Genomic DNA, 20,951 nt, shown 5'->3' on the forward strand with positions numbered 1-20,951 from the left:
CCGTCCAGCTTGGGGAGGATCTTGTACCGATTCGGGGGCAATATCCTCCCCAACCCAGCAGCGCGTGGGGGCTACCGGCGCTTAGGGACGCGAGCGGTCAGCGCGCCGGGCTCGATCTCGCACACCAGATAGCGTCCGGGCCCGATCGGGTCCCCGTCGAGTTGTCGCTGGACATCGACCGCGGCGTGGATCTCCACCTTGCGGCCGGTGAAGCGTTCCAGATACATATCCGTCCGGTTCGTCCGCGTCATCAGACGCCACAGCACGATCGGCCACTGGGTCACCCGTCGAGGCGCGATCACAACGACATCCAGCAGCCCATCATCAGGCCGTGCGTCCGGAAGCAGTGGGATGTTTGCCTGCAGCATCCCCACATTCCCGACCACCACCGTCCGCACCCGCCGTTCGATCGGTTCCGCATCATCCAGCGCCAGCGTGACCCGCACGGACGGGTGGTTGATGTTCTTCGCGGCCGACACCAGGTACGCCGTCCAGCCGATCTGCTTCTTCAAGTGCGGCGGCGCGTCCGAGATGATCGCCGCGTCCAGCCCAAGCCCGGCCATCACCGCGAAATGGTCCGTGTCCAGCTGATCGCCGTGCACCCGGACCAGATCGATCCGTCGGTCGCGGCCTTCGAGCGTCCGTTCCAACGCGTCGTCGAGGTCGAGCGGGATGTGCAAGTTGCGGGCCAGCAGGTTGCCAGTCCCAGCGGGAATCACCCCGACCGGGATCCCCGTGTGCGCCAGCGCCGAGCAGACCACGCGGACCGTGCCGTCGCCCCCCGCGACCAGCACCAGGTCCGACTCGTACTCGATCGCCTGCTTGGCCATCGCGTTGCCCGCGTCGTCCTCACGGGTCTCGAGCCACAGTGGTTCGTCGTACCCGCGGATCTCGAGGGCTCGCGTGACCTTCCGGCGGAACGCGACGCCGTCGCCGACCTTGATCGGGTTCACGATCACCGCTGCCCGCGGGGGAGCCGCCGTACCGTCGCCATCTGACGGCGTACGGCGGCGTCGGCGGCGCAGCCCGGGTCGGAGGCCGAAACCGATCGAGGTCGCGGTCAGGATGCCGAGGCCGAGCGCCCAGCCGCCGAGTATGTCCGAGATGTAGTGGACGTTCAGCGCGATCCGGTCGGCGGAGGCGATCCACACCACCGCGATCACCGGCAGCAGGACCAGCAGCCGGAACCGTCGCCGCCAGCCCCGCACAGACGGCAGTACGACGCCTAGCGCGCCGGCCATCACGAACGCGGCCGTCGCGTGACCGGACACGTACGAGTAGCCACTGGTCTCGACGAGCGCCTGGGCCGGCGGCTGGCGCTCGAAGATCTGCTGGACCGTCTGGACCAGCACGAGCTCGGCGACCGCCGACGTGAGCAGCCAGAACGTCAGCAGTCGGGCCCGGCGATGCCAGAGGTACGCCGCGACGATCACGATCACCGCCCGTGACGTCCACGGCAGCACCACCGCTCCGATGACCTGCCAGAAGTCGACGACGCCCTCGTGAGCGGCGCCGTACGACGCGGCCCGGCCGGCGACCGACTGGTCCCAGCGCGCCAGCGGCGGCCAGTACTCGAAGACGAGCAGCGTGATCACCGTGAACGGCAGCGCACCCAGTACGACCGTGAGCACACGGCCGACCGGACTGGGTGGGTGGTGGTTCATCGCCCCCTCAGTTCCCCCTCCGTGATCAGGTGCACCCACCACATCATCCCGAATAGACTTCGCCGTCCATGACACGCCCCGATACCCTCAGGGTGTGATTGACGCGAAGCTGCTCCGTGAGAACCCCGATGTCGTCCGCGCGGCCCTGACCAAGCGCGGTGAGAGTACGGACCTGGTCGACCAGATTCTGGTCGCCGACAGTGAGCGTCGATCGTCCATCTCCGCCTTCGAGGCGCTCCGGGCCGAGCAGAAATCGCTCGGCAAGGAGGTCGCCCAGGCGAAGGGTGACGAGCGGACCGCCCTGCTGGAGCGGACCAAGGCCGTGGCCGCGGACGTGAAGGCCAACGAGGCTGCCGCCAAGGAGGCCGAACAGCGCTTCGACGAGCTCGCGAAGGCGCTGCCGAACCTGGTTTCCGACGAGGCCCCGGTCGGCGGCGAGGACGACTTCGTCGTGGTCGAGGAGGTCGGCAAGCCGCGTGACTTCGCCGCCGAGGGCTTCGAGCCCCGCGACCACCTCGAGCTGGGCGAGCTGCTCGGTGCGATCGACATGGAGCGCGGCGCCAAGATCTCGGGCAGCCGGTTCTACTTCCTCAAGGGCGCCGGGATGCTGCTCCAGCTCGGCATGCTCCAGCTGGCCGTCCAGCAGGCGGTGGAGAACGGCTTCACCCCGATGATCACGCCGACCCTGGTCAAGCCCGAGGTGATGGGCGGCACCGGGTACCTGTCGGCGCACGACGACGTGTACCGGCTCGAGGACCCCGAGCTGTACCTGACCGGTACGTCGGAGGTCGCGCTCGCCGGCTACCACATGGACGAGATCGTCGACCTGTCCGACGGCCCGATCCGGTACGCCGGCTGGTCGTCGTGCTACCGCAAGGAAGCCGGCTCGCACGGGAAGGACACCCGCGGGATCATCCGCGTCCACCAGTTCGACAAGGTCGAGATGTTCTCCTACTGCAAGCTCGAGGACGCCGCCGACGAGCACCTGCGGCTGCTGGCCTGGGAGAAGGAGATGCTCGACAAGATGGAGCTGAGCTACCGGGTGATCGACACCGCGACCGGTGACCTCGGCGTCTCGGCGTACCGGAAGTTCGACTGCGAGGCGTGGGTGCCGACGCAGGGCCGGTATCGCGAGCTGACGTCGACGTCGAACTGCACGGACTTCCAGGCGCGCCGGCTGAACATCCGGCACCGCGACGCCGACGGCAAGACGCAGCCGGTCGCGACGCTGAACGGGACGCTGGCCACCACCCGCTGGATCGTCGCCATCCTGGAGACGCACCAGTTGGCCGACGGCTCGGTCCGGGTGCCGACAGCCCTCCAGCCGTACGTCGGCGGGCGCGAGGTCCTCGAACCGGTCGGTAAATGAGCGGGAAACCGACAGCTGTTGCCCTGGACATCGATGGCACGCTCATAGATCACGACGAGGGATTGTCGCCCGCGGTTCTCGACGCCGTTCGACGTACTGCGGCACAGGTTCCCGTCATCCTGGCCACCGGCCGGGCCTGGTCGACCACCAAGCCGGTGGCCGAGCGGCTCGGCCTGCCGGCCGGCGGATTCGTTGTCTGCAGCAACGGTGCGCGGACGATGCGGTTCCCGGACGGCCAGGTCGTCGACGAGCGGACCTTCGACCCGTCGACGGTGATCACGTCGGTGCGCAGGTACGCGCCGAACGCCCGGATGGCGGTCGAGGAGTCCGACGGCACCTACCTGGTGACCGCGCCGTTCCCGGACGGCGACCTCGGCCGTGACGCCAGGATCCGCGTCGTCGGCGACGACGAGCTAGCGCCGCAGCCCGTGACCCGGTTGATCATCCGCGACCCGGACCAGTCCGAGAGCGACTTCGTCCACCTGGCGGAACGCCTCGGCCTGCACGGCGTCAGCTACTTCGTCGGCTGGACGGCCTGGCTCGACATCGCGCCCGAGGGCGTCGACAAGTCGACCGGGCTGAAGGTCACGCTCGCGCAGTACGACCTGGAGTCGTCCGGTCTGCTGGCGATAGGTGACGGACGCAACGATATCGAGATGCTCACGTACGCCGGTCTCGGTATCGCCATGGGTTCGGCTCCTGACGAGGTGAAGTCGGCCGCCGACGAGGTGACCAAGTCCGTCCAGGACGACGGCGCCGCTGCCATCTTGAACCGCTGGTTCTAGACCGGCAAGTCCTTTCGGCCACGATCGAAAGGCTTGACCTTGCTGTAGGCAACCGAAAGGCCCGGAACCCCTGTCTGTACAGGAGTTCCGGGCCTCGTGCTTCGATAGTCCGCTGGCGGGCCGAGTATCGGATCAAGCAACCCGGCTGCTGCCGGTCCGGCGTGGCTGGCACTGCTGGTCGACGACGGTGTCGAACGCGTCGAGCACAGCGGTGACCTCGGGCCGCGGCCGCGGCGTCTTGGCTGCCGGGCTCTGGCCGCGCCGTGCACGGCGCAGGTGACGCTTCACCGTCGACAGCGAGCAGCCCAGCCGCATGGCCAGGGACTCCAGGCTGTCGTTCGGGTACTGCGTGCGCAGCCGGAGGACCTCTTCGTGGCTCACCGGGCGGCGGGTGCCGCGTGCACCGGCGAGCTGGTCGAAGTCGTCGGCCTGCACCTCGACGTCGAGCAGGTTGCGGATCGAACGCCGTTGTACGGCAGTCGTTCCGGCGACGAAGCCGCTGACATCGTGCTCGGCGACGGCGCTGTACAGGCATTCGGTGAAGAGCGGGCAGGACGCGCACAACGCCTTTGCCTCGCGGACGAGCTGTTCGTACCGCTCCCGCGTACGACGGGTGGCGGACGCGGGCGGCGGTTCTTCCATCAGGCGGTGCTGAAAGATGTCGGAACGGGCGATGCAGCCGGTCATTGCCCCCTCCTTGATGGAAGATGTGTCGACAGCCGCTCGGGAGCTACTGCCCCCCGGCCCCGCTAGGTTGGCGCTGTTGACGGTCATCAAGGCTCCCCAAGTATCAAGACCCGAGTGAACGAACGATGAACAACGCTCGTCCGCACGGATCCGCTGCTGATGGACCTGCGCTTTGTTGCCGGCCCACCATGTCGTCCCGGGCGCGGGACGCATCGATCCATAACTGTTGACGCCACTGCCGCGGTTTTGGTTGCAGCCAATTCCACAACAGTTCTTCGACGTTTGTGTGTGCTTCCGGAGGCGGGGCGGCATCAGTCGCGCTGATCCAGAACACGCTTAGGACGCGGCCGAACAGCCGCCGGTTCCCCACCAGACCAACGCATGAAATCACGCACCAACCGTGCCGCGCAGGGGAACTTGCTGCCTTTGCAGCATCCTGCCGTAACGGTCTGATGACGTTGTCAAAAGCTCAATCAGATAAGTCAAAAAGGGCTGAAACCGACGTCTATTTACTTGCGCCCGGGGCGTCGGGAGGAGTAGTGCGACGCCGGCTGTGACGAGGATACGGTGGCCTGGTGACGGCTTCGCAGTACCCCCGCCTGATTGCCACCGATCTCGACGGAACGCTGGTCCGCAGCGACGGCACCGTGTCCGAGCGGACGCGGTCCGCCGTGCTCGCGGCACAGCATGCCGGTAGTGTTTTCGTGATGGTCACCGCTCGGCCACCTCGCTGGCTGCACGACCTGTCCGACCTCGTCGGCGATCACGGAATCGCGATAGTTGCCAACGGCGCTATTTTGTACGACGTCCTGCGCCGTAAGGCGATTCGGACCCGATTGATCGATCCCGTGGTCGCACTCGACGTCGCGCAGGCGATCCGTACGGCGATCCCGGACGTGCAGTTCGCGATCGAGCGACCGGACCGCTACGGACAGGAACCGGTCTACCTCAACCGCTGGCCTAAACCTGACAACACCCTGGTCGCCGCCGTCGAGGAGCTACTTTCGGAGCCGGCCGCAAAACTGCTCGTCCGGCATCCGAGCCTGCACTCCGACGAGCTGCTGGCGCTCGTCACACCGTTGGTCGGCCAACGGGTCACGGCCAGCCACAGCGGCGGCCACGGGCTGGTGGAGATTTCCGCGACCGGCGTCTCGAAGGCTGCGATGCTGGCCGATTTCGCCGCAGAGCAAGGGATCTCGGCTGCCGAGACGATCGCATTCGGTGATTCCGTCAACGATCTGCCGATGCTCGCCTGGGCGGGTACGTCGTACGGCGTGGCCAACGCGCACCCCGAAGTACTTGCAGTAGTGGACAAAGTCTGTCCTGCAAACGACGAGGACGGCGTCGCCGCCGTCCTCGAAGAGTTGTTACAGCCTTTGAAATAAGGCGATTACAAGTACATCCCGCCGGTGCGTGGGTCTTCGGCGGAGCCGGCCTGCGGTGCACCGGGGAAGCCCGGGTGCCCCTCGGGCAGCTGCTGGCCGCCGGGGAGCGCGCGGCGCATCTGCTCGAGCTGCTGACGCGCGGCCATCTGCTGCGCGAACAACGCCGTCTGGATGCCGTGGAACAAGCCCTCCAGCCAGCCCACCAGCTGCGCCTGCGCGATCCGCAGCTCGGCGTCGGTCGGCGTGCTGTCGTCGGTGAAGTCGAGGCTGAGCCGCTCCAGCTCCTCGACCAGCTCCGGCGCCAGGCCGCTCTCCAGCTCCTTGATCGACGCTTCGTGGATCGACCGCAGCCGCGCCCGGGAGGCCTCGTCCAGCGGAGCCGACTTCACCTCTTCGAGCAGTTGCCGGATCATGTTGGCGACCCGCATCACCTTGGCCGGCTGCTCGACCAGCTCGGTCACCGAACGCGGTTCGTCGTCGCGGTCGTCCTCGGAGCGCGGCGGCCCCTCGACGGCCATGCCGTCCGGCCCGACGATCAGCACCTTGCCGTCCTCGGTCCTCGCCCCGGCCATCGGAACTTCCTGGCCCTCGCTGCTGCTCTCGCTCATCTGCCCATCCTAGGGCGTGCCTCCCGGTCCCACGCCTACTGTGCGGCACCCGGCACGGCACCTGCTCGCGACGGCGTGGGACCGGAAGGCACGCCCTAGGCGGCCCCTATGAGGCCCGGGCGCGGTGGCGGCGTACGGCGTCGCGGTTGGCGCAGGTGGGGCTGCAGTAGCGCTGACGCCCGGTGCGGGAAAGGTCGGCGTACACGTTGTTGCAGCCGTCGGTGGCGCAGCGGCCGAGTCGGGTGATGCCGCGGCCGGCCAGGTGTAGCGCCGTACCTGTGCTGATCAGGGTCGCGACCAGCCGCCCGACCGGGACGTTCATCGGGCGGTAGTGCATGTGCCAACCGTCGCCCGCGTGGTTCGTGAGCCTTGGGTGCTCGGTGTACTTCGCGAGCATCGCGTTCACCAGGTCGACCCGCGTCTGTTCGTCCTCCGCGTCCACGATCTGCAGCCACTCGGCCAGTGCGGTCTCGACGGCCGCCAGATCATCGGCGGTGACGCGACGCTCGCGTACGAGCCGGTTGTCGACGCCGCTCTCCTCGCATCGCTCGGCCAGCTCCTGCGGCGTGGTCGCCGGCCGCGTGACCAGGTTGACCGCCAGCAGAACGGCGTCCGCGCCGTAAGGGTTGAGATGCATAATGCCATTACATCACGATGGGTACATGACAGAAACCCATCGGCATTGCTGGAGCGCAATCTCCGCCCACCAAGTCAGCGAGGGCCTGGTGGTGTACCAGCGGTGTGCTTGCGGCCAATGGCGCATCACCAGCACACCGCCGCACCCGGTCGCGTACCCCGAGGTCGCGATCAGTCCTTCGCGGTAAGGCGGCGGACGAGGCGCGCGGTGGTCGCGTCGACGTCGTACGGATGTCCGGTACCCGGGGTCAGCTGATCGAGGACCAGACCGTCGACCGCGAAGTGCAGCAGGCGAATCTCCTCGGCGCCGCCCGGCAGGCCGGCGTTCGAGTTGAATGCGACGTCCGCGTCGAACCCCTGCCGGATGGTCCGTGACAGGATCTCGTTCAGTCCTGGGCGGCGGGCCGCTTCCAGGCGGAGCTCCAGTAGGGCGAGCGAGAGCTCGGGACGCCCGAGCAGACGCTCGACGATGTAGCGCACATAGTCGGTCATGAGATCGACGTCCGGCTTGCGCTCGGCCAAGGGCTCGAGGACGGCCGGGTCCGGTGCGAGCCGCTCGAAGATCCGCTCGCCGAGTGCGCCGAGCAACGCGTCGCGGGTCCTGAAGTAGTTGGACGCCGTACCGGCCGGGAGTCCGGCAGCGGCGTCGACGGCTCGATGGGTGAGCCCGCGGGCACCGGCCTCCGCGAGGACGGCCAGGCCGGCGTCGGCGAGCTGGGTACGGCGTTCCGGATTCCGCGGCATGTTGACAGGTTAGCAGGCATCCACTACAACTGTCGTACATAATAACGACAGCTGTAGTGGTCAGGAGAGCGTATGCAACCCGCGGCATTCGGCGCGACCGTGGTCACCGACCGGCCTTCGGACGTCGCCGCCTTCTACACGCAGTACCTGGACCTTCAGGTCGGCATCGACCTCGGCTGGTTCATCACGCTTCGCCGAGGTACGGCGGACTGGGAGCTGGCGATCTGCGAGCGCGGTCACCCGACCGTTCCGGCAGCGGTGTCGGCGCAGACCGAGAGCGGATCCGTCTTCGGCTTCATCGTCGACGACGCGGACAAGGTCGCCGCGTTGTTGGTCGAAGGTGGCGTCCGGCTCGAGACCGAGCCGGTGACCGAGGTGTTCGGCCAGCGGCACTTCTTCGTCCGCGACCCGGCCGGTACTTGGCTCGACGTCATCCAGTTGGTCGAACCCGACCCCGAATGGGCGGCGGCGAACCTGCCTACAACGTGAGCAGGATCTTGCCGAGGTGGTTGGACTCCTCGAGGGCCCGATGCGCGTCGGCCACCTCGGCGAGCGGGAAGGTGGAGTGCACGATCGGAAGGACCTTCTTCTCCGCGATCAGCGGCCAGACGTGGCCGACGACCTCGGCGAGGATCTGGCCCTTGTTCTCGACCGAGCGGAACCGAAGGCCGGTGGCGATGATCGAGCCGCGACGGCTCATCAGCCGGCCGAGGTCGAGCTCGCCCTTCGCGCCGCCCTGCATCCCGATCACGACCAGGCGTCCGTCGTACGCGAGCGACTTCACGTTGTCGGTCAGGTACTTCGCGCCCATGATGTCGAGGATCACGTCGGCGCCGGCGTTCTTGGTCGCCTCCTGGACGACCGAGGCCCACTCGGCTTCTTTGTAGTTGATGGCGACGTCCGCACCGAGCCGGGTGGAGAACTCCATCTTCTCCTTGCTGCCGACGGTGGTCAGCACCCGAGCGCCGTGCGCGACCGCAAGCTGGATCGCCATCGAGCCGATCCCGGACGAGCCGCCGTGCACCAGCAGGGTCTCGCCGGCCTTGAGGTGCGCGGTCATGAAGATGTTCGACCAGACGGTCGCCACGACCTCGGGCAGCGCGGCTGCGCTCACCAGATCCAGGCCGTCCGGCACGGGCATCACCTGCGGAGCCGGTACGGCGACCTTCGCGGCGTACCCGCCGCCGGCGAGCAGCGCGCAGCACTCGTCGCCGACGGACCAGCCCTCGACCTCGGCGCCGACCGCGGAGATCCGGCCGGACACCTCGAGGCCGATCGTGCCGGGGGCACCGGGCGGCGGTGGGTAGAAGCCTTGCCGCTGCATGAGATCTGCCCGGTTCACGCCTGCGGCGACGACGTCGATGACGACCTCGTCGACGGCTGGTTGCGGGTCCGGGATCTCGCCGACCCGGAGGACCTCGATTCCGCCGGCACCCTCACACACGACAGCTCGCATGGTCCACAACTTACCCTCAGCCGCTCAAGCCGGCAGAGTTGCGACTCAAGGACGCCGGGCCACCACGATGTCACGCACGATCGCCTGGTCGACCCTGTGGACGAAGTCGGTGTACGGCGGCTCGTCCAGCGGCTCGAGCCCGGCGTCGGCCAGGATCTCCGTCGCCGCCGAGCGGCGCGCGACGTTGGTGTTCCACGCAATTCCCAGCGCCCCGCCCGAACGCAATAATCCGGCCCAGGTCGGGACTGCTGCCTTGAGCAGATCGATCGGGCTCCGGTGCAGGCCACTCTCGGCCGTGCGACTGCCGTGTTGCACGCCGTACGGCGCGTCGGTCACGACCAGATCGAAACTCCCGGGGCGGTGGAACTCGAGCGCCTTGGTGGTGTCGGCATTGACATACGAGAGGGTCAGCGCGTCGCCGGCTTTCCAGCCTTCTTTCGTCAGTCCGAGCGAGACCTCGAGCCGACGGGCAACCACCTCGTGCTCACGGCGAACCCGGACGACGGCCGCATCGTGCTTGAGACGTTTTCGCTTGAGCCAGGTCTGGATGAACGTGGCGTAGGCATCGAAGTCCTTGCGGTCCAGATCGACGCCCGCGGCGTCGAAGCCGTACATGAGCGCCTGGTTCATCGTGGTCCCGCGGCCGCACAGCGGGTCGATCACGCTGAATTTGCGATCCAGCATCTGCTCGGCGAACTTTGACGAAAGCAATGTGACGTTGAGCAGGAGCTTGGTGAAGAGCTCGTTGGTCTTTCCTTGATACTTCTGAATGCTGATCAGATCGCTGTCCAGTTTGTCCAGCGACTGCAAATAGACCGGCTCGAGAAATTTCCCGTCGATCCGGAACAGCGCGTAGATCGACGACAGGTTGGCGAGCAGAGCGACGTCCCGGTCACTCAACTCGTCGGACTCGAACGTGATGTAGGGGATGCCGCCGATCGACGTCTGGGCGACGTTCTGCACCGCCGAGCCCAGGGCGACCTGACTGAACAGTGAAAGCTCAGCCATCGTCAGCGCTGCCGACGACTCGGCATAAACCCGATTTGTCGCCGGGAGTATGAGTATTGCGTATTCGGCCATATCTCCCGCAAGGTTCATCGGCTTGTTGGCTGACAGGAATTCTACCGCAGCCGTATCTCACCTTCCTGAATGCCAATTGCTCTGCAAGTCAGTCGTCCAGGTCGGCCCAGGTGTCGACGTCGTCGCCGGCGCGCGTCGGCTCGGTCCAGGTCAGGTTGAGTCCCGCGAGGGTACGGCGTACCGACTTGTCCCGCGGATCGCCTCCGCGCCGGATCGCCTCTTGGATTGCGGTACGGCGGTAGGCGGTCGCGAGCTGCTGCTCCTGTCCGGACGAGTCGCGCAGCCCGTACCCGTCGAACTCGCCGAGCCCATCGACGAGCGCGGTCACGTCGTCCGCCGTCAACCAGGGCAGGTCGCAGCTGACCACCACCACGACTGGCGCCGTACCTCGCTGCAGCCCGGCCGCCAGCCCCGCGACGGGCCCACCCGCCGGCGGATCCTCCACGGTCCAGTCGACGGCGCGGTACGTCGTACGCACAGGTCCGACCACCACCGTCTGCGCCGCACCTGCCGTTGCTGTCAGCACCCGGTCCAGCAGCGTCACCCCGTCGAGCACCAACATCGCCTTGTCCACCCCACCGAACCGAGTGGACCCGCCCCCAGCCAGCACCACCGCGTCAAACTCCACGGAGGCAGTCTCGCATTCGAGTTGTGCGGCACCATGGAGAGATGAGGATCGCTGTGGTGCAGACCGCCAGTGGCTATGACAAGGCCGCCAACCGGGACCTGGTCGGTCGCCTGGTCGCGGACGCCGCACAGGGGCAGCCTGATCTCGTCGTGCTTCCGGAGGCGATGATGTCCGACTTCGCCGTCGAGGGTGAGTCGGTGGCCGAGGCGGCCGAGTCGCTCGACGGTGAGTTCGTCGCGACGCTGCGGAAGGCTGCGGTCGAGCACAACGTGGCGATCGTGGCCGGCATGTTCGAGCGCAGCTGTGACCAGCACCGTCCGTACAACACCCTGCTGGCCGTCGGTGCGGACGGCGCACTGCTCGGTGCGTACCGCAAGATCCACCTGTACGACGCGTTCGGGTACAAGGAGTCCGACCAGCTCACCGCGGGCGACGTAGCTCCGGTAGTGGTGCAGGTCGGCGACCGGAAGCTCGGACTCATGACCTGCTACGACCTGCGCTTCCCAGAGCTCTCCCGCGCACTGATCGACGCTGGAGCGGAGGTGCTCGTCGTACCGGCGGCCTGGGTACGCGGACCGCTCAAGGAGCACCACTGGACCACTCTGCTCACCGCACGCGCGGTGGAGAACACCTGCTACGTCGCAGCCGCCGCACAGAACGGCAAGAAGTACTGCGGCCTCAGCCAGGTCGTGGACCCACAGGGCATCGCACTGGCCTCGGTGGGCGAGTCGGACGGACATGTGTTCGCCGAGATCACCGGTGAGCGGCTGGCCGACGTACGCAAACGCAACCCGTCTCTCCAGAACCGCCGGTACTCCGTCACGCCACGCTGATCGCCCAGTGCGCGGACCGGCTGGTCCGAAACGGTCGCTGACACGTTAACCTCCTGGCGTGGTGGATGCGTTTGATCTGGAGCATCACGGTGATCTAGAGGTCGGCGAGGGTCTCGTCGACCTCGCTGTCAACGTTCGTGCGGGCACTCCGCCGCCCTGGCTGGTCGACGCGATCACGGCGAGCCTGACGGAGCTCGCGGCGTACCCACGTCCTGGGGCTGCGGTCAACGCGGTCGCGCGGCGCCATGGCGTGTCGCCGGATCGGGTGCTGCTCACTGCGGGCGCTGCGGAGGCGTTCGTGCTGATCGCGCGGGCCTTCCGGCCACGGCATCCGGTCGTCGTCCATCCTCAATTCACCGAGCCCGAGGCGGCGCTGCGCTCGGCCGGGCATCTGGTCGACCGGGTGATCCTGCGGCCCGAGGACGGGTTCGTGCTGGACCCGGCCGCCGTACCGCGGGATGCCGACCTGGTCGTCATCGGCAACCCGACCAACCCGACCTCAGTGCTGCACCCGGCCGACTCGCTGCGTGAACTGGCGCGGCCCGACCGCATCCTGGTTGTCGACGAGGCGTTCATGGACGCCGTACCGGGTGAGCCCGAGTCGCTCGCCTGCGCGTCGATCCCGGGGCTCGTGGTGGTGCGCAGTCTGACCAAGACCTGGGGACTTGCCGGGCTGCGGGTCGGATATGTCCTTGCGGCGCCGAGTTTGATCGAACAATTGTCAGCCGTTCAACCTCAGTGGCCGGTGTCCACTCCTGCTCTCGCAGCGGCAATTGCCTGCAGCAACGAGCGTGCCGTGGCGGAAGCGGCACAGGCCGCGCTGGACATTTCCCGGCAGCGTGTCCACCTGCTTGACAAGCTCGGAACGACGCATGGCCTTTCGACGTACGGCGTGGCGTCGGCGCCGTTCGTTCTCGTGCACGTTCGCGGCGCCTCGGAACTGCGGGAATCCCTGCGTGCACAGGGGTTTGCGGTCCGTCGCGGGGACACGTTTCCCGGGCTCGGGCCGGACTGGTTGCGGATCGCCGTACGACCGGAGGATGTCACCGACGGGTTCGTGAAGGTACTCGCGGATCTGCTTCGCTGAACTGATCCGGTACCCGCTGCTCAATCGAGTTGGCGCTGTAACGCTGGAGGGGTTTAGCGGAGCTCCACTTTGCGCACAAGATGGCCAGGGTGCCCCATTGATGATGTCCGGGCATCTTTCTGGCCATTCGCGAAGGGAGCAGCACAATGGGTCTCAGCGACGACGACATGAACACCTCGTCCGAAGGTGGCGAAGGCTTGGCCGACGGGGGTGCCAACGTCGGCGGCACCGATGGTGGAGCCGACGGCGGCGCGGGCGGCAACACGTCCGGCGGGTACGGCGACAGTTCGTCCTCCGACGGCGGCGCTGACGGCGGTGCCGATGGTGGCACCGGGGAGGGGCCGGCTGACGGCGGTGCCTCGCAGGGCGCGCAGGACGGTGGCGCCGACGGCGGTGCAGGCGACGGCGCGGGCGGCGGCTCAGGTAACTACGGCGAAGGCACCGCAGACGGCGGCGCCAACGAAGGCGCAAGCGACGGCGGAGCCGATGGCGGCGCGAACGAGGGTGGAAGCGACGACGGCGCCGATGGTGGAGCCGACGGCGGCGCGAGCGGCGGTGCGGGCGGCAGCTCCGAAGGTCTGGCCGACGGTGGCGCTTCGCAGGGCGGGCAGGACGGCGGCGCAGATGGCGCTGCCGGTGGCGAAGGCACTGCGGACGGCGGCGCAAACCCAAGCGGCTCCGACGGTGGCGCAGACGGTGGCGCAGATGGCGGTGCCGGCAGCGGCGAAGGCGGCGGCGGGAACTCCGGAAGCTGGTGACCCCCATGCCGGACGCCGGGCCCGACCCCACCCCCGCGAAGCCAGTGAACCCGTTGAACCCGGCGGACCCAGTGAGCCAGGTGAACCCGGGGAGCCAGGTGAGCCCGGTGGACCGCGTGGACCCGGTGAGACCGCGGCGGCGGGCTGGCGGGTGGGCGCGGGACGGGTTGCTGGAGGAGCGCCCGGCGCTTCGGCGTTGTGTGGCGGGGGATTTGGAGGAGTTCGCCAGCTTCTACTGGGGTGCGCGGGCGTTGCTGTCGCGCGGGCCGGATCTGCCTGCGCCGTATGACGATCTGTTCAGCTTGGAGGCTGTGGACGAGTTGCTGTCTCGTCGCGGGCTGCGGACGCCGTTCTTGCGGATCGCGAAGAACGGGGCGGTTGTGGGGGACAGTCAATTCACCGGGCCGGCTGGTGTGGGTGCGGAGATCGCTGACCAAGTGCGGGACGACAAGGTGGCGGCGCTGTTCGCCAGCGGGCACACCGTCGTACTGCAGGCACTGCACCGGACCTGGCCCGCCTTGGTCGACTTCTCGACTCAGCTGTCTGCGGACGCCGGGCATCCGGTGCAGATCAACGCGTACATCACTCCTGCCGAGTCGCAGGGGTTCTCGGCGCACTACGACGTACACGACGTCTTCGTACTGCAAGTGGCCGGCGAGAAGCACTGGACCGTCCACGAGCCGGTGCACGCCGACCCACTGCGAAACCAACCGTGGACCGATCACACCCAAGCAGTCGCAGCGGCTGCGCGCGACAAGACTCCTGTGATCGACGAGGTACTGCGACCTGGCGACGCCCTGTATGTGCCCCGTGGATTCCTGCACTCCGCCAAAGCGCTGGGCGGGGTCAGCGCCCACCTCACCGTCGGAATGCACACTCTGACCCGCTACCTCCTCGTGCAAGAGCTGGCCGCGCTAGCCGCCAACCAGGCAGCCCTACGCACCGCATTGCCCCTCGGCTTCGACCCCGGCGATCCGGAACAGCTCGCCGACATCCTGCCTGCAGTAGTCGAGCTCCTCACACAGGAGATCCAGTCCGCGACCCCAGACGCACTGGCTGCCCGACTACGCCGCCGTACCTGGTCCGGCAACCGCCCAGCACCACTCCCTCCCCTGGCACACGCGGCGTCGATCGCGTCCCTCTCCATAGGCACAACAGTCCGCCTACGCCCCGGCCTCCACTGCCGCGTAGTCCCCGGCGACCCAGTCATCCTGCAACTACCGGACCGCACAATCACGTTCCCACCATCCACCGAAGCGGCCCTCACCGAACTAACATCCGGCGCCGACTGCAAGGTAGGCAACCTCCCTAACCTGACCGACGCAGACCAGTTGGTCCTAGTCCGCCGCCTCCTCACAGAAGCCGTCCTAGTAGCAACCAACAACTGACGTGAGCTGGTGTGGAAGTGTGAGGTGGCGTGGACGACGGGGACGCTCGATACCGACCGGAAACAGGCTGCGCAGCTCAAGCCGACCTCCGGCATGACTCGCTGATCGCCACCGCCCCACCCGCCCAACGCTGGCTGCTCATCGAGTCCCACACCCCCTGGCCCCGCCAGGCCCTCACCGCCCTCGAACACGCCGTCGCCGACGTGGTTGCGCAGTTGTGTCGGGAGTTGGGGATTCGGCCGGTGCTGGTTCGACGGTACGGGCGGGTGGATCGGGCGCGGAGTCGACGGTGGGGATTGGTGGACTGCCGCCCGGGGCATGAAGAAGTTCGCTGGGGACCGCTGCCGACGGACGACCATCTGCTCGACGTACTGGCCGGCAAGGTTCCAGGCACGATCAGCACCGCGCCCGTGTACCTCGTCTGCACACACGGCCGTCACGACGCGTGCTGCGCCGTACGAGGTCGTCCGGTCGCCGCGGCGCTCGCCTCTGCGTACCGGGAGCGCACGTGGGAATGCAGCCACATCGGCGGCGATCGCTTCGCGGCGAACGTCGTAGTACTCCCACACGGACTGTTCTACGGGCACGTCCCATCGACCCGCGCCGTCGAACTCGCCAGGCAGTACGACAAGGGCCTCGTCGTACCCGATCTCCTCCGCGGATCAGGTGCCTTCACCCCAGCCGTCCAAGCCGCCCAACACTTCGCCCGCGAAGCCGGCCACTCACTAACCGTCGACAACCTCCTACCGCAGTCCGTCCAACAACTCCCCAACCACCACTACCGAATCCTCCTCAACACCACCGACCCTGCAACACCCTCGACCACAATTCCCACCGGATCGATCACCGTCGAGGTGTCAGCTCACCTCGACACCGTCGACGCCCGACTGACGTGCGCAGGCACCTCACCCGCAAAGATCCGCCGCTTCGAGCTCCACTCCCTCACCCCCGACTGAACCCACAAACGGTCCGGCTCAGGTTGGGTCGATGCGGCGATCCTCGAGGTGCGAGCCGAAGAACGCAGACTGGCGAGCCATGATTTCGCGCAGGGGTGTGCCACGAGGTACGCCGTACACCGTGCCCGGGAAGTCCAGCTCGCGTTGGATCTGCCACAGCTCCTCGTGCCGGTCCGGGGAGAAGAGTTGTGCCGGGTTGCCGGCCGCGATCCAGCCGATCGGGAGGATCGTGCCTGCTTCCAGGTGCGAGTTGACGTGCAGCACGCTGTTGATCCGGAGCTCTGCGCCTGTGCCGGCGACGGAACCGGGGAACAACGCGGCGCCCGTGGCGATGAAGACTTCGTTCTCGACCGTGGCGCCGTTCACGTGTGCATGGGGACCTACCAGGACCGCGTCGCCGATCAGAGCGGGATGGTCGGCCCGGCCGCGCACCAGGGCGTTCTCCATCACCACACTGTTCTCGCCGAGTCTGACCTCGCCGTTCTCCGCTGTCAGCACAGCACCGTGCAGGACTCTGCTGCCTTCGCCAAGGACGACGGCGCCGCAGAGCACGGCCGATGGTGCGACGTACGCGGATTCAGGCACGACCGGTTGTCGGCCGCGGTGTTCGAGCAGCATCTGTGGCTGTCCTTTCGTTGCGTGACCACCTTGCTCCAGCTGTACCCAATGTTGTCTGCGAACCCTGCGGACTCTCCACAGCCCGGGTCCTCACAACCCCGGGCGGCGGTGTCCTCCGGGCCGTCCACATCAAAGGTGGGAGACTCGGTCCATCGGACAATCCGGGTGGAGAACCGCGAACTGAGCCAACATTAGAACAGATGTTCGATGCGGCGCAACGCATCCTGACAGGTCAGGAACCAGGTCGATCGGACCGCTCAGATCCGCGCGGAACTCAACCGCGGCGCGACCCGCGCAAGCACGTAGATCGTCAGGCTCGCCACCAGCGCCAGCCCGGCCAGCACCACCCACGGCAGCTCGTGATGAACCTCGAACAGTTGCGCGAAGAACCCGGGCGCCAGCACGCTCGAGAAGGCGAACGAGTACTGCCAGTACGACAGGTACTTCCCCCGCCCAACCACAGGCGAGACCGCAGCCGACAGGGCGTTGTTGGTCGCCGCATGCAGTACGTCCGCGAACGCGTAGCAAGCCGTGGCGAGCACCAGCACCGGCACGACCCACCCTGCCGGGATGTGGATCTGCAGCGCCATCAGCACCGCCCACACTGCGTAGGTAATCCCAGCGACCACCATGACGTTCGTACGACGCCGCCGCTCGGTGTGGCGCACCACCAGCGTCTGACCGGTCGCCAGTACGACGGACGTCGCCGCAATCAGCACACCGACCAGCCACTTCGGAACGGTCAGTGCCTCCGTGACGTACACCGGTACGCCGACGCCGAGCATCATCGTGCAGAGCGCCAGCAACGTGTTCGCGCCGATCAGCACGAGGAACGTCTTGTCCTTGCGGAGTAGCGGAGCCGGTCCATTGTCCTGGTTGGTCCGCTCGTGGTGTGAGGGGTGCAGCCGCAGCAGGAGCAGGCCGGCGACGTAGAACGTCACCGCGTTGACTGCCATCGCGACCAGGAACGGTGCGTCGCCACCGATGGCCAGCAGCCAGCCGGCCACCAGAGCGCCCAGTGCCAGACCGCCGGCCTGCATCATGCCGCCCAACCCGAACCACTTGTCCCGCTCGCCCTCGTCGGCGACGTCCGCAAGCAGACTGAAGATCGCCGACCAGAACACCCGCTGCCCGGTCGTCGTCACCAACGAGCACAGGAACAGCACCCAGATCGATCGCCCGAAGAAGAAGCCGGTGAACGCCAACCCCTGGGCGAATTGCGCGGCCACCACGATGTTGCGCGGCCCGACCCGATCGATCACCACTCCCACTGCGGCCGGTGCGGCGATGGAGAACAGCGTCGCGACCGTCAGCATCAACCCGGCCGTGCCGAGCTGAATGCCGGCCACCTTGTTGAAGAACAGCAGCAGGAGCGGTCCCGCGCAGCCGCCGCCGAACGAGTCGATCGCGAGTCCGGCCAGCAGCGGTACCCGGCCGCGGACGTTCGGGAGACCGAGTGACGTGGCTGCGGGCATGGCAGAGCGCTCCCATCGGTCATCTCGGCGGCTGGCGAACTCTAGCAAGCGCTCTCCAGCCGTACCATCCGATTTCAGTCTGCTGCTGGCACCCGCCGTACGGCGATGTGCCGGAGCGGACGCCAGGCGACCGCTGTCATGAGCACCATCGCCACGAAGGCGATCGCGAACGGAGCAGCCAGGCCGAACTGCTGCGCCAGTACGCCGCCCAGCGCCGAACCGATCGCAGCACCGCCGACCGAGGCCAGCAGGTACACGCTGTTCACCCTGCCCATCAGTGCGTCCGGAGTGACGAGTTGACGTGTCGTAGTCGAGACGATGCCCCACACCACGGCGTGGACGCCGAACACGGCCATAGTCGCGCCGGCGACCCACGGGTTCCTGGTGAGTGCCAGAACGAGGTGGACCGTCGTTTCGATGACCAGCCCGGCGCGGAGCAGAGTCACGGAGCCGACGCGCGGCTCCAGGAAGTGGTACGCCGGCATGCCGAGCACACCGCCTACTGCACCGACTGAGATGAGCAGGCCGAACTGTGTCTCGGTCAGACCAAGCCGCTCGCGGGCGAAGAGCACCCAGGTCGCGAACGCGGCGCAGAAGGTGATGTTCATGACCAGGATCGACAGTGCCAGCGTCCGTACGCCGGAGTGCTGCCACAGCCAGCGGACTCCTTCATGCACTTCATGCCAGACAGCTGCACGCGTGGAGTGGTCAGCCAATGGTGGACGTATGGCGACGCGCGCGATCAGAGCTGCTGCTGCGCCAAAGGTGACCGCATCGAAGACCAGCGGGATACCAGCACCCGCCGCAAACAGTAGTGCGCCCAGCGGCGGCCCACCGAGCTGCTGCAGGACGGTGGCGCTGGCGAACAGTCGTGAATTGGCTTTGCCGAGATGCTCCTTCGGTACGGCGCTGACCAGCAGCGCGCCAGATGCGTTATCTGCAAGGGTTTCCGCCGTACCAAGAAGGAACAAGGCAAGGTAGATCGCCCAGAGCGGTGAGGTGTCGAGCAGTACGGCGGCACCCAGCGCGACCAGGACGATCGCGCGAAAGGTGTCGGCGGCAACAATCATCAACCGGCGATCGAGTCGATCGACGAGAACGCCGCTGAACAACGCGAACAGCAACCAGGGCAGCTGCTGAATGAAGGCCGCAGCCCCCACCGCTGCAGGCTCCCTGGTAATCGAGGCAACGAGCAACGGCCCGGCGGCCGCCATGGCCCCGTCGCCGAGATTGGAGATGATCGAAGCCGGCCAGATCTTCCGAAAATCCGACCCGAGCTCAGCCGGAAACGCAACAGCGCCAAGCGAACGCATAAGACTCCTGAGGGCATGACGAATCAACAGGACGCCGGCCGCTGTTACACAGCGCGGCAGTTGGTCCAGTCAGCGCAAGTTCAGTGCGCAGACCGGACGGTGTGTGCCATGTCTTCGAACGACCGAGACATTGCCCTCACCTCCGTCCGTACCCGCGGCGGTCGCTCCGCCGCTGCCCAGACCATACCGGCCACCTCCCGCCCCCGCACGCCGATTCGGCTATCCTCGACCCTCGGCGGCAACCGCCGGGAGGGTTCGCATAGTGGCCGAGTGCGCTGGTCTTGAAAACCGGTATGGCGGGTGACCGTCATCGTGGGTTCGAATCCCACACCCTCCGCCAAGTGATGTCTCAAGTCACAGGCGACAGCTGAACCGGGCCGCGGCCAATTCGCGACGGTCCCGCTGCAGTCAGGCTCGGCTTCCAACTGAACACACGGTTACCACTCGTCGGCCACGCGCATCGGATGCTCGCGCAGGGAGGCCTTGAATGCAGCGCTCCGAGGACCTGCCGATCGTGTCAGGAGGATGTCATCGGAGATCTGGGCGCTCCCGTCCTCTCCGGCCAGGATCGTCGCACCGGGAGCGATCTCCCAGCCGGCTCGACTGTAGAAGTCGGCAAGGTGCGGGCCGCAAGTCAGGACCCCCACATCTGCTTGGCCGGCGTCGATGCGAGCGACCGCGGCGGCGACCAACCGTCGGGCCCAACCCTCACCTCGAAAGGCAGGAAAAGTCATCACCGCTGTCGGGCTCTGCACGACGTAACTCTCGCTACCAACCGAGACGGTCGTGGTGATGATCTCTAGGTGACTCACGAGCTGAGAACCAGCCGCGTACAGCAGGTGGTGAGGCCTCAGGTCAGGATGAGAGGTCCAATCACGGAACCGGTTCGGTCCGGTGAATCCCTCCGGCCAGATGATGCGCAAGAACGACAGCGCCTGCGCTTTGAGTACCTCCGGCAGACGTTCGTCGGACCATTCGCGAAATTCGATGTTGGTCTCCACGCCGGCAGGGTCCTCGTCTCACGTCACGCTTCGCAACCCGTTTAAGACGAGACGGCGCACGTCGGCGTCGGCTGCGTCGCGTGTCGGGCCTGACGAAGCTCGCTTGACGCATGCCGATATAGGCATATGATGTGAGCATGGCACGGGCAGCGACTACGTCGGATGTTTTTAATGCGATTGCGGAGCCGCAGCGGCGGGAGATTTTGGTACTGCTGCGGGGTGGTGAGCGGCCGGTGACCGAGTTGGCCGAGGAGTTGGGGATGACTCAGCCGGGGGCGTCGAAGCATCTGCGGGTGCTTCGGGAGGTCGGGCTGGTGCGGGACCGGAAGGCGGGCAAGCAGCGGCTGTACGGCTTGGATGCCCGCGGGCTGCGGCCTGTCCACGAGTGGGCCGGCGGGTTCGAGCGGTTCTGGAACGAGAGCTTCGACCGGTTGGACACATACGTGCAGGACCTCAAGCAGGCAAGGCAGGAGGACTAGT

The 20,951-nt window shown here is 67.1% G+C and carries 22 protein-coding genes and 1 tRNA gene; 11 read left to right on the forward strand and 12 right to left on the reverse strand.

From position 1 onward, the window contains the following. Positions 1-71: 71 nt before the first annotated feature. Entirely contained in the window at positions 72-1,664 is a 1,593-nt protein-coding gene (locus EV645_RS20810; RefSeq protein ID WP_130445640.1) for a bifunctional phosphatase PAP2/diacylglycerol kinase family protein, read from the reverse strand. 94 nt (positions 1,665-1,758) lie between these two features. On the opposite strand from EV645_RS20810, the gene serS reads away from it, so the two are divergent. Together serS and EV645_RS20820 are read left to right on the forward strand one after the other, a co-directional pair. Next, on the forward strand, positions 1,759-3,033 hold the full coding sequence (gene serS / locus EV645_RS20815) for a serine--tRNA ligase (protein ID WP_130445641.1): 1,275 nt from the start codon (positions 1,759-1,761) through the stop codon (positions 3,031-3,033). Further along, on the forward strand, positions 3,030-3,818 hold the full coding sequence (locus EV645_RS20820) for an HAD family hydrolase (RefSeq protein ID WP_130445642.1): 789 nt from the start codon (positions 3,030-3,032) through the stop codon (positions 3,816-3,818). Before serS ends, EV645_RS20820 begins: the two co-directional genes overlap by 4 nt. Positions 3,819-3,950: 132 nt before the next feature. On the opposite strand, the gene EV645_RS20825 is transcribed toward EV645_RS20820, so the two are convergent. Further along, positions 3,951-4,505, reverse strand: coding sequence for a WhiB family transcriptional regulator (locus tag EV645_RS20825; RefSeq protein WP_242000543.1), 555 nt, complete (start codon positions 4,503-4,505; stop codon positions 3,951-3,953). Positions 4,506-5,080: 575 nt separating this feature from the next. Here EV645_RS20825 and EV645_RS20830 point away from each other — a divergent pair. Continuing rightward, positions 5,081-5,890 (forward strand): HAD family hydrolase, encoded by an 810-nt coding sequence (locus tag EV645_RS20830; protein WP_130445644.1) that lies wholly within the window; start codon positions 5,081-5,083, stop codon positions 5,888-5,890. A gap of 5 nt (positions 5,891-5,895) precedes the next feature. On the opposite strand, the gene EV645_RS20835 is transcribed toward EV645_RS20830, so the two are convergent. The 3 genes from EV645_RS20835 to EV645_RS20845 form a co-directional block, all read right to left on the reverse strand. Continuing rightward, positions 5,896-6,498, reverse strand: coding sequence for a bacterial proteasome activator family protein (locus tag EV645_RS20835; RefSeq protein WP_277877066.1), 603 nt, complete (start codon positions 6,496-6,498; stop codon positions 5,896-5,898). Positions 6,499-6,604: 106 nt separating this feature from the next. Beyond that, entirely contained in the window at positions 6,605-7,135 is a 531-nt protein-coding gene (locus EV645_RS20840) for a CGNR zinc finger domain-containing protein (RefSeq protein WP_130445645.1), read from the reverse strand. A 170-nt stretch (positions 7,136-7,305) separates the two neighbouring features. Next, on the reverse strand, positions 7,306-7,878 hold the full coding sequence (locus EV645_RS20845; RefSeq protein ID WP_130445646.1) for a TetR/AcrR family transcriptional regulator: 573 nt from the start codon (positions 7,876-7,878) through the stop codon (positions 7,306-7,308). Positions 7,879-7,950: 72 nt separating this feature from the next. On the opposite strand from EV645_RS20845, the gene EV645_RS20850 reads away from it, so the two are divergent. Beyond that, complete coding sequence (locus tag EV645_RS20850; protein WP_130445647.1) at positions 7,951-8,367, forward strand: VOC family protein; 417 nt, start codon at positions 7,951-7,953, stop codon at positions 8,365-8,367. Here EV645_RS20850 and EV645_RS20855 read toward each other — a convergent pair. The 3 genes from EV645_RS20855 to mobA all read right to left on the reverse strand — a co-directional run bounded on the left by EV645_RS20855 (position 8,357) and on the right by mobA (position 11,042). Beyond that, positions 8,357-9,334, reverse strand: a complete 978-nt coding sequence (locus EV645_RS20855; protein ID WP_130445648.1) for an NAD(P)H-quinone oxidoreductase — start codon at positions 9,332-9,334, stop codon at positions 8,357-8,359. The two genes, EV645_RS20850 and EV645_RS20855, sit on opposite strands and share 11 nt — an antisense overlap. Before the next feature lie 45 nt (positions 9,335-9,379). Then, positions 9,380-10,342 carry a TRM11 family SAM-dependent methyltransferase gene (locus tag EV645_RS20860; RefSeq protein WP_242000544.1) on the reverse strand — a complete coding sequence of 321 codons (963 nt, stop codon included), beginning with the start codon at positions 10,340-10,342 and terminating at the stop codon, positions 9,380-9,382. Between the two features lie 160 nt (positions 10,343-10,502). Continuing rightward, a complete protein-coding gene (mobA, locus tag EV645_RS20865) occupies positions 10,503-11,042 on the reverse strand; it encodes a molybdenum cofactor guanylyltransferase (protein WP_130445650.1) in 540 nt (179 codons plus the stop codon). A 41-nt stretch (positions 11,043-11,083) separates the two neighbouring features. On the opposite strand from mobA, the gene EV645_RS20870 reads away from it, so the two are divergent. The 5 genes from EV645_RS20870 to EV645_RS20890 all read left to right on the forward strand — a co-directional run bounded on the left by EV645_RS20870 (position 11,084) and on the right by EV645_RS20890 (position 16,064). Continuing rightward, positions 11,084-11,875 (forward strand): carbon-nitrogen hydrolase family protein, encoded by a 792-nt coding sequence (locus tag EV645_RS20870; protein WP_130445651.1) that lies wholly within the window; start codon positions 11,084-11,086, stop codon positions 11,873-11,875. Between the two features lie 58 nt (positions 11,876-11,933). Beyond that, on the forward strand, positions 11,934-12,962 hold the full coding sequence (gene cobC, locus EV645_RS20875) for an Rv2231c family histidinol phosphate aminotransferase CobC (RefSeq protein WP_198681759.1): 1,029 nt from the start codon (positions 11,934-11,936) through the stop codon (positions 12,960-12,962). Positions 12,963-13,108: 146 nt separating this feature from the next. Then, on the forward strand, positions 13,109-13,720 hold the full coding sequence (locus EV645_RS20880; protein WP_130445652.1) for a BatC protein: 612 nt from the start codon (positions 13,109-13,111) through the stop codon (positions 13,718-13,720). 107 nt (positions 13,721-13,827) lie between these two features. Continuing rightward, complete coding sequence (locus EV645_RS20885; protein ID WP_242000545.1) at positions 13,828-15,108, forward strand: cupin domain-containing protein; 1,281 nt, start codon at positions 13,828-13,830, stop codon at positions 15,106-15,108. Between the two features lie 29 nt (positions 15,109-15,137). After that, complete coding sequence (locus EV645_RS20890) at positions 15,138-16,064, forward strand: sucrase ferredoxin (RefSeq protein WP_130445654.1); 927 nt, start codon at positions 15,138-15,140, stop codon at positions 16,062-16,064. A gap of 18 nt (positions 16,065-16,082) precedes the next feature. Here the strand turns inward: EV645_RS20890 and EV645_RS20895 are convergent, their stop codons facing one another. The 3 genes from EV645_RS20895 to EV645_RS20905 all read right to left on the reverse strand — a co-directional run bounded on the left by EV645_RS20895 (position 16,083) and on the right by EV645_RS20905 (position 19,470). Further along, the gene (locus EV645_RS20895; protein WP_130445655.1) at positions 16,083-16,682 is read right to left on the reverse strand and encodes a gamma carbonic anhydrase family protein; all 600 of its coding nucleotides are present in this window, start codon (positions 16,680-16,682) and stop codon (positions 16,083-16,085) included. Positions 16,683-16,939: 257 nt separating this feature from the next. Further along, on the reverse strand, positions 16,940-18,157 hold the full coding sequence (locus tag EV645_RS20900) for an MFS transporter (protein ID WP_130445656.1): 1,218 nt from the start codon (positions 18,155-18,157) through the stop codon (positions 16,940-16,942). A 74-nt stretch (positions 18,158-18,231) separates the two neighbouring features. Further along, entirely contained in the window at positions 18,232-19,470 is a 1,239-nt protein-coding gene (locus tag EV645_RS20905) for an MFS transporter (RefSeq protein WP_130445657.1), read from the reverse strand. A 248-nt stretch (positions 19,471-19,718) separates the two neighbouring features. On the opposite strand from EV645_RS20905, the gene EV645_RS20910 reads away from it, so the two are divergent. Continuing rightward, positions 19,719-19,810: transfer RNA gene (locus tag EV645_RS20910), tRNA-Ser, on the forward strand. A gap of 97 nt (positions 19,811-19,907) precedes the next feature. Here EV645_RS20910 and EV645_RS20915 read toward each other — a convergent pair. Beyond that, the gene (locus EV645_RS20915; protein ID WP_130445658.1) at positions 19,908-20,471 is read right to left on the reverse strand and encodes a GNAT family N-acetyltransferase; all 564 of its coding nucleotides are present in this window, start codon (positions 20,469-20,471) and stop codon (positions 19,908-19,910) included. Between the two features lie 137 nt (positions 20,472-20,608). Here EV645_RS20915 and EV645_RS20920 point away from each other — a divergent pair, with 137 nt between their 5' ends. After that, positions 20,609-20,950, forward strand: a complete 342-nt coding sequence (locus EV645_RS20920; protein ID WP_130445659.1) for an ArsR/SmtB family transcription factor — start codon at positions 20,609-20,611, stop codon at positions 20,948-20,950. Position 20,951 lies beyond the last annotated feature (1 nt).

The organism is Kribbella rubisoli, assembly GCF_004217145.1.
GTDB classification, from domain to species: Bacteria; Actinomycetota; Actinomycetes; order Propionibacteriales; family Kribbellaceae; genus Kribbella; species Kribbella rubisoli.

What these genes read in the sequence shown, in the direction of transcription:
- EV645_RS20810 (WP_130445640.1), bottom strand. Translation starts at nt 1,664, where the DNA reads ATGAACCACCACCCACCCAGTCCGGTCGGCCGTGTGCTCACGGTCGTA.
- EV645_RS20820 (WP_130445642.1), top strand. Translation starts at nt 3,030, where the DNA reads ATGAGCGGGAAACCGACAGCTGTTGCCCTGGACATCGATGGCACGCTC.
- EV645_RS20825 (WP_242000543.1), bottom strand. Translation starts at nt 4,505, where the DNA reads ATGACCGGCTGCATCGCCCGTTCCGACATCTTTCAGCACCGCCTGATG.
- EV645_RS20835 (WP_277877066.1), bottom strand. Translation starts at nt 6,498, where the DNA reads ATGAGCGAGAGCAGCAGCGAGGGCCAGGAAGTTCCGATGGCCGGGGCG.
- EV645_RS20840 (WP_130445645.1), bottom strand. Translation starts at nt 7,135, where the DNA reads ATGCATCTCAACCCTTACGGCGCGGACGCCGTTCTGCTGGCGGTCAAC.
- EV645_RS20845 (WP_130445646.1), bottom strand. Translation starts at nt 7,878, where the DNA reads ATGCCGCGGAATCCGGAACGCCGTACCCAGCTCGCCGACGCCGGCCTG.
- EV645_RS20850 (WP_130445647.1), top strand. Translation starts at nt 7,951, where the DNA reads ATGCAACCCGCGGCATTCGGCGCGACCGTGGTCACCGACCGGCCTTCG.
- EV645_RS20855 (WP_130445648.1), bottom strand. Translation starts at nt 9,334, where the DNA reads ATGCGAGCTGTCGTGTGTGAGGGTGCCGGCGGAATCGAGGTCCTCCGG.
- EV645_RS20860 (WP_242000544.1), bottom strand. Translation starts at nt 10,342, where the DNA reads ATGGCTGAGCTTTCACTGTTCAGTCAGGTCGCCCTGGGCTCGGCGGTG.
- EV645_RS20870 (WP_130445651.1), top strand. Translation starts at nt 11,084, where the DNA reads ATGAGGATCGCTGTGGTGCAGACCGCCAGTGGCTATGACAAGGCCGCC.
- EV645_RS20880 (WP_130445652.1), top strand. Translation starts at nt 13,109, where the DNA reads ATGGGTCTCAGCGACGACGACATGAACACCTCGTCCGAAGGTGGCGAA.
- EV645_RS20895 (WP_130445655.1), bottom strand. Translation starts at nt 16,682, where the DNA reads ATGCTGCTCGAACACCGCGGCCGACAACCGGTCGTGCCTGAATCCGCG.
- EV645_RS20900 (WP_130445656.1), bottom strand. Translation starts at nt 18,157, where the DNA reads ATGCCCGCAGCCACGTCACTCGGTCTCCCGAACGTCCGCGGCCGGGTA.
- EV645_RS20905 (WP_130445657.1), bottom strand. Translation starts at nt 19,470, where the DNA reads ATGCGTTCGCTTGGCGCTGTTGCGTTTCCGGCTGAGCTCGGGTCGGAT.
- EV645_RS20920 (WP_130445659.1), top strand. Translation starts at nt 20,609, where the DNA reads ATGGCACGGGCAGCGACTACGTCGGATGTTTTTAATGCGATTGCGGAG.